Consider the following 6,263-nt stretch of genomic DNA (forward strand, 5'->3'; position numbering starts at 1 on the left):
CGGGCCCGCGATCTTCACCGCCCGCTCAGCCCGGCCGGAGATCCTTGCGGCCGAGCGCTGCGGACGAGATCGCGGCCTCCCGCACGGAATCCCGCCATGACCCGTACCGTCCAGGCGATCGCGCTCGGCTGCGCCCTCGCCTTCGTGGCCCAGCCGGCCTGGTCTCAGTTCGCGCCGCGCCAACAGGTGCAGCCCGGCCCGTATGGCGGCGGCTTCATCGAACTCCTGATCACCGGGCGCGAGCCGGGCACCGCCGCAGCCCGGCCGGCCCAGGCCGGGCGGCTTGCGGCCCGGACGAACATCCGCCCGATCTCCGGGCCGGATCCGTTCGCCGAGCCGGACGGCTCCGGGCCACAGCGCGGCATGGACCCGGCCTTCCGGCGGCAGGTGGTGTCCTATCCCGGGCCCGAGGCACCCGGCACCATCGTGGTCGATACGCCGTCGCGCTTTCTCTACCACGTGCAGCCGGGCGGACAGGCCGTGCGCTACGGCATCGGGGTCGGGCGACCTGGCTTCACCTGGGCCGGGATGAAGCTGGTGACCCAGAAGCGCGAGTGGCCGGACTGGACGCCGCCGCCGCAGATGCTGGCGCGTCGGCCCGATCTGCCCCGCCACATGCCCGGCGGGCCCGCCAACCCGCTCGGGGCCCGCGCCCTGTATCTCGGCTCCTCGCTGTACCGCATTCACGGCACCAACGAGCCGCACACCATCGGCCAGAACGTGTCGTCCGGTTGCATCCGGATGATGAACGAGGACGTGATCGACCTCTACGGCCGCGTCAGCGTCGGCGCCCGCGTCCGGGTGATCTGAGCCGCGCGCACCGCCGCATACGAAAACGGCCGGGACATGCCCGGCCGTTTGACGTCGCTCGTCCCGGTCGCGGGACGTTACGTCCAGCTGTCGTCGCCGCCGCCGCCGCCGCCGAAATCGACGCCGCCGTCGTCGAAGCTCGCATCCTGAGCCCCGCCCGCATCCGCGAAGGCGTTGCCGCCGTCACCGAAGGACGCGTTCTGGAACCCGGCATCGCCGGCGCCGCCGCCCAGCGAGTCACCGAAGCCCAGGGACGACATGTCGGCGTTGGACAGGCTGCCGAGCGTCGAATGGGAGCTGCCGGAGAACGCGTTCATCAGCGCGCTGCCGACCACCATGCCGCCGGCCACGCCGGCCGCCGTCGTGAGGGCTCCGCGGAGGAAGCCGCCGCCGGCCGGCGCCTGCTGCGGCTGGCCGCCCCAGGGTCCGCCCTGCTGCTGCGGCTGCCCACCCCAGGGCCCGCCCTGCTGCGGAGCGTAGCCCTGCTGCGGAGCGTAGCCGCCCTGCGGCCCGCCCTGGGGGCCGAGGCCCTGCTGGGAGCGACCGAAGGCGGGCTGCTGGCGCGAGCCGCCCCCGAAGATGGAGGACAGGAAGCCGCCGCCGCCGCTGCCCTGGCGCTGCAACTGCTCGTTCTCGGCGCGCAGTTGCTCGATCTGGGCGTTGAGGCTCTTCAGCGCCTCTTCCTGGACGTACAGGGCCTGCGCCATCGCGTAAGGCGCGTAGGGCTGCGCCCGCACCTTTTCGCTGATGAAACGCTCGGCCTCGGGATCGCGCGCCTGCCCGGCCGTCTGCTCGAGCCTGTGAAAGATGTCGGCGATGATCTGTTTTTCCTGGTCGTTCACGTTGGTCCCCTCTTGAGGAGGCCGGTCGAGCGGCCGCGCAAGAGAGATGGGGTGGCCGCAGCGCTTGTGTAGGGCGGCGGCGCAAAGATTGTCGGGGGCCGGCCCGGTCGGTCCGGGATTGAGGCTGTCGGCAGCCTGTGCGTCTTGCTAAGGGGGGGCAGAGCGGGAGAGGTTCGAGATGAGGCGGGTCGAAGCGTCGGGACTCCAGGTCGCGGAGGTGCTGCACCGGTTCGTGACAGAGGAGGCCGCGGCCGGAACCGGGGTCGATGCCGGGAGGCTCTGGGCCGGGTTCGCCGAGATCGTGCGCGATCTCGTGCCCCGCAACCGGGATCTGCTGCAGCGCCGGGACAGCCTCCAGGCCGAGATCGACCGCTTCCACCGCGAGCGCGCCGGGCGCCCGCTCGACCCGGCCGCCTACCAGGCCTTTTTGCGCGAGATCGGCTACCTGGCGGCCGATCCGGGCGCGGTGACCGTCGACACCCGCAACGTGGATGCGGAGATCGCCACCATCGCCGGACCGCAGCTCGTGGTCCCCATCTCGAACGCCCGCTACTCGCTGAACGCCGCCAACGCGCGCTGGGGCTCGCTCTACGATGCGCTCTACGGCACGGACGCGGTGCCGGAGGATGGCGGCGCCGTCCGGGCCGGCCCCTACAACAGCGCGCGCGGCTCCCGCGTGATCGCCCGGGCCAAGGCCCTGCTCGACCAGGCCCTCCCCCTCGCCGGGGCCAGCCATGCGGATGTGCGCGGCTACGCGGTGCAGGACGGCAAGCTCGTGGCGCGGACCGGAGGTGACGGCGACCCGTTCCCGCTCGCCCAACAGGAGAGCTTTGTCGGCTACGCGGGCGAGCCCGGCTCGCCCACGAGCCTGCTGTTCCGCCACAACAACCTCCACATCGAGGTCCGGATCGACCGCTCGCACCCGATCGGCCGGGACGACCCGGCCGGCGTGGCCGACGTGGCGCTCGAATCCGCCATCACGACGATCATGGACCTCGAGGATTCCGTGGCCACCGTGGACGCGGAGGACAAGGTCGAGGTCTACCGCAACTGGCTCGGCCTGATGCGCGGCGACCTGGTTGCCACGCTAGAGAAGGGCGGCCGCACGATCGAGCGCCGGCTGAACCCGGACCGGACCTTCACGGCGCCGGGCGGCGGCGAGGTCACGGTGCCGGGCCGCTCGCTGATGCTGGTCCGCAACGTCGGCCACCACATGTACACCGACGCCGTGACGGCCGGCGGCGAGGACATCCCCGAGACGTTCGTCGATTGCCTGCTGACCGGCCTGATCGCGCTGCACGACCTCAAGGGCAGCGGCCCGTTCCGCAACAGCCGGGCGGGCTCGGTCTACATCGTCAAGCCGAAGATGCACGGCCCGGAGGAGGTCGCCTTCGCGGCCGAGCTCTTCAGCCGCGTCGAGGACCTGCTCGGCCTCGCCCGCAACACGCTGAAGATGGGCATCATGGACGAGGAGCGGCGCACCACCGTCAACCTCAAGAGCTGCATCGGGGCAGCCCGCGAGCGCGTGGTGTTCATCAACACCGGCTTCCTCGACCGCACGGGCGACGAGATCCACACCTCGATGGAAGCGGGTCCGATGATCCGCAAGAACGAGATGCGGCAGACGCCCTGGATCAAGGCCTACGAGGACAACAACGTCGATGTCGGGCTGGCCTGCGGCTTGGTCGGCCGCGCGCAGATCGGCAAGGGCATGTGGGCCATGCCGGACGCCATGGCCGAGATGCTGAAGCAGAAGATCGGCCACCCAATGGCCGGCGCCAACACGGCCTGGGTCCCCTCCCCGACCGCCGCGACCCTGCACGCGCTGCACTATCACGAGGTCGACGTGGCGGCCCGGCAGCGCGAGCTCGCCAAGCGGGAGCCGGCCAAGCTCTCGGACATCCTGACCGACCCGCTCGCCACCTCCAACTGGGCGCCGGACGCCGTGCAGGAGGAGCTGGACAACAACGCCCAGGGTATCCTCGGCTACGTGGTCCGCTGGGTCGACAGCGGCATCGGCTGCTCCAAGGTGCCCGACATCCACGATGTCGGCCTCATGGAGGATCGGGCGACGCTGCGCATCTCGTCCCAGCACATCGCCAACTGGCTGCATCACGGCGTGGTCGGGCGCGACCAGGTCATGGCCACCATGCGGCGCATGGCCGAGGTGGTGGACCGCCAGAATGCCGGCGACGCCGAGTACCGGCCGATGGCGCCCGCCTTCGACGGCCCGGCCTTCCAGGCGGCCTGCGATCTCGTGTTCGAGGGCCGCGACCAGCCGAACGGGTACACGGAGTTCATTCTCCACCGCCGCCGGCGCGAGGCCAAGGCGGCCGGCGCGCCCGACCGGATGGACGAGGCGGCGCCCGCGACCGACCGGCAGCCCGCCAAGGTGCCGGGCTAGCCCGGCGCCGGACGTTCGGGCAGGCCGTCGGGCGACGGCCGCCCGGGCCGGCCATCAGGGCCGGCAGACGATGAACACGCTGATGGCCCGCGCCAGGTCCGCGATGTCGGCCGGATCGCGCGTGGGCGCATCGGGAGCCGCACGCCCGGCTTCGACATTGTGGGATTCCAGAAAGGCCGACAGCAGGCTCGCCTTGACGGCGAAGTTGATGTTCTGCGGCAAGTCGCCAGCGTTGCTGGCGAATTTCAGGGCGTTGAGCTTGGAGGTGACGACCCCGACCACGCTGCCCCGCATGTCGAGCAGCGGGCCGCCCGAGTTGCCGTGGTGAACGGGCGCCGACACCTGGAAGAAGCGGGTGTCGTCCCCGAGTCCGGCGGTCGCAGTGATGTTGCCCTGCGTGAAATGTCCGCTCGTGGCCAGGATGTCGCTGTGCGGAAAGCCGAAGGCGGCCACCCCCTCCCCCAGCCGCGCGCCCGTCCGCAGGCTGGCCACGCGCTTGGGGGTGGCGCTCGTGCGGAGGATGGCGAGGTCGTTGGTCTTGTCCCGGGCAATCACGCTTGCGGCTGCGCGCGTCCGATCCTCGGTCTGGAGATCGATCGATGAGCAGGCGCTCACCACATGCTCGTTGGTCACCACCGTGCCGTCCAGGCCGACAAAGAAGCCCGTCCCGGCGGTGACGAGGTCCCGGCGGGGCGCCGGCGGCGCTGCAGCCGGGGGTGCCGGGGCGGCGGCGGACGGGGGTGGCGCCGGGGGCTGCGGCGCCGGCTGAGCACTGGATGCGACCTGCGGGGCGTCGAAGGCTGGCGGGTCCAGGAAGGGCATGCTTCCCATGCGGGACCCGAGCGAGGCCGACATCAGCACCGCGATGCGGTCGCCATGCACGACCCCCTTGTCGTTGTTCCAGAACACGGCGATCCCGGTGATCCCATCGCCGTCCCGGTGATACCGCAAGTATCCGTCCACCCCGTCCTTGTTCGTTGTAGAGATGACGAACCAGTTCGGCCGCGCGGCTGTGTAATTGACGGTGACGCCGCCGGCTGAATAGCCGCGCAGCAGTTCGTTGTAGGTCGCCCCGAGATCACGCTTGAGATGGCGGTAAGAGACGGCCAGCTTCTCGTCGGCTGTCTGAAACGCGATCTGATGAGGTTGGTACTTGGCCAGCAGCCCCATGCCGGTCGGCATCCAGATCGGCCGCCCCCGCATCGGGTTGGCGACCGGCTTGAACTGCCACATGCGGTACAGCTCGGACGCCTCTCCGAGGAGGCGCTGCCGCTGCGCCGGGTCCAGGATGCCGGTCGCCGCCAAGCCTCGCTCGCGCTGAAACCGCGTCAGCCCCTCATACACCCGCAGCGTGAAGGTCTCGGTCGGCACCGCGGCGAGATAACCGGCCGCGATCAGGTCGATCTGGATGTCCAGGCGCCCCCGGAGGTCAAGCCCGTGGTTGAAGGCCTGCTCGGCGGGCCCGTAGCCGGGCGGACGAGACTGCCCGAGCGCGGCGGCCGTGAAACTCGCGGCCAAGGCGAAGGCCAACGCGATTGAACGCCACATCACGGCCGTCCTCGTTCAACCCGAGGCTATCTGTGGCCCCGGCGGAGTCAAACAGGGCGTGTGGGTCCGCGGCCTCGGCCTGCGCTCTCAGCGCTGGGGTGCGCGACCGGACCGGGCCGTGAGCTCGAAATGGGGCGGGTCCTTGCGGCCCGGAAAGTCGCCGCCCCAGAGAAGGCCCACGCCGAGCGCGGCGGCGGCACGCTTGGCCGCCTGGGCGAGCCGGCGCTGGGCGGCGGGGTCGAAGATCACCCGACCCTCGCTGTCCAGTGGCCACAGATCCACCGCCTCGCCCCGAACGTGGCGGCCGTGCGAACCGCCCCCGTAGGATTCGGCCGTGGCGGCCCGGCGGGGCGGCGCCCAGCCCCAGGCCTCGGCCTGTTTCTGCTCGGCAAAGCTCCGCCGGCCGGACCCGACCACGAAGCGCAATTCCGGGCTCTCGGCCTCGATCCGGCGCACCACGGCTGCGAGCCGCGGGTCCAGCGCGGCCACCTGGGCGGCGTGTCGGCCGACCGGGTCGGGGTTCCAGAGGAGGAATTTGGCGACCTGGTCCTCGCCGCGATCGTCCACCGGCGGCAGGCGGGCATAGATGTCGCCCGGGCCGAACTGCCCGGGGCGGCGCTGCGCGGCCCCGGGCCGGGGCGGCCGCCCGGCGGCCCAGC

Annotated in this window: 5 protein-coding genes; 2 read left to right on the forward strand and 3 right to left on the reverse strand. The window is 71.6% G+C overall.

Annotation, left to right across the window (positions count from 1 at the left end; all coding sequences use genetic code 11):
• Nucleotides 1-96: 96 nt before the first annotated feature.
• Entirely contained in the window at nt 97-810 is a 714-nt protein-coding gene (locus JWR86_RS09175) for a L,D-transpeptidase (RefSeq protein WP_299563982.1), read from the forward strand.
• A gap of 77 nt (nt 811-887) precedes the next feature.
• On the opposite strand, the gene JWR86_RS09180 is transcribed toward JWR86_RS09175, so the two are convergent.
• Complete coding sequence (locus JWR86_RS09180) at nt 888-1,652, reverse strand: DUF2076 domain-containing protein (protein WP_299563985.1); 765 nt, start codon at nt 1,650-1,652, stop codon at nt 888-890.
• A gap of 178 nt (nt 1,653-1,830) precedes the next feature.
• Here JWR86_RS09180 and JWR86_RS09185 point away from each other — a divergent pair, with 178 nt between their 5' ends.
• Nucleotides 1,831-4,056 (forward strand): malate synthase G, encoded by a 2,226-nt coding sequence (locus JWR86_RS09185; RefSeq protein ID WP_299563988.1) that lies wholly within the window; start codon nt 1,831-1,833, stop codon nt 4,054-4,056.
• Nucleotides 4,057-4,110: 54 nt separating this feature from the next.
• Here the strand turns inward: JWR86_RS09185 and JWR86_RS09190 are convergent, their stop codons facing one another.
• Together JWR86_RS09190 and JWR86_RS09195 are read right to left on the reverse strand one after the other, a co-directional pair.
• Nucleotides 4,111-5,604, reverse strand: a complete 1,494-nt coding sequence (locus JWR86_RS09190) for a serine protease (protein ID WP_299563991.1) — start codon at nt 5,602-5,604, stop codon at nt 4,111-4,113.
• An 87-nt stretch (nt 5,605-5,691) separates the two neighbouring features.
• Nucleotides 5,692-6,263 (reverse strand): M15 family metallopeptidase (locus tag JWR86_RS09195; protein WP_299563994.1); only part of this gene is annotated, 572 nt, incomplete at its 5' end.

The organism is Enterovirga sp., assembly GCF_028290205.1.
Lineage (GTDB): Bacteria > Pseudomonadota > Alphaproteobacteria > Rhizobiales > Beijerinckiaceae > Enterovirga.

Bases quoted from the DNA above. Each gene is read 5' to 3' on its own strand.
- JWR86_RS09190 (WP_299563991.1), bottom strand. From the start codon at position 5,604: ATGTGGCGTTCAATCGCGTTGGCCTTCGCCTTGGCCGCGAGTTTCACG.
- JWR86_RS09175 (WP_299563982.1), top strand. From the start codon at position 97: ATGACCCGTACCGTCCAGGCGATCGCGCTCGGCTGCGCCCTCGCCTTC.
- JWR86_RS09185 (WP_299563988.1), top strand. From the start codon at position 1,831: ATGAGGCGGGTCGAAGCGTCGGGACTCCAGGTCGCGGAGGTGCTGCAC.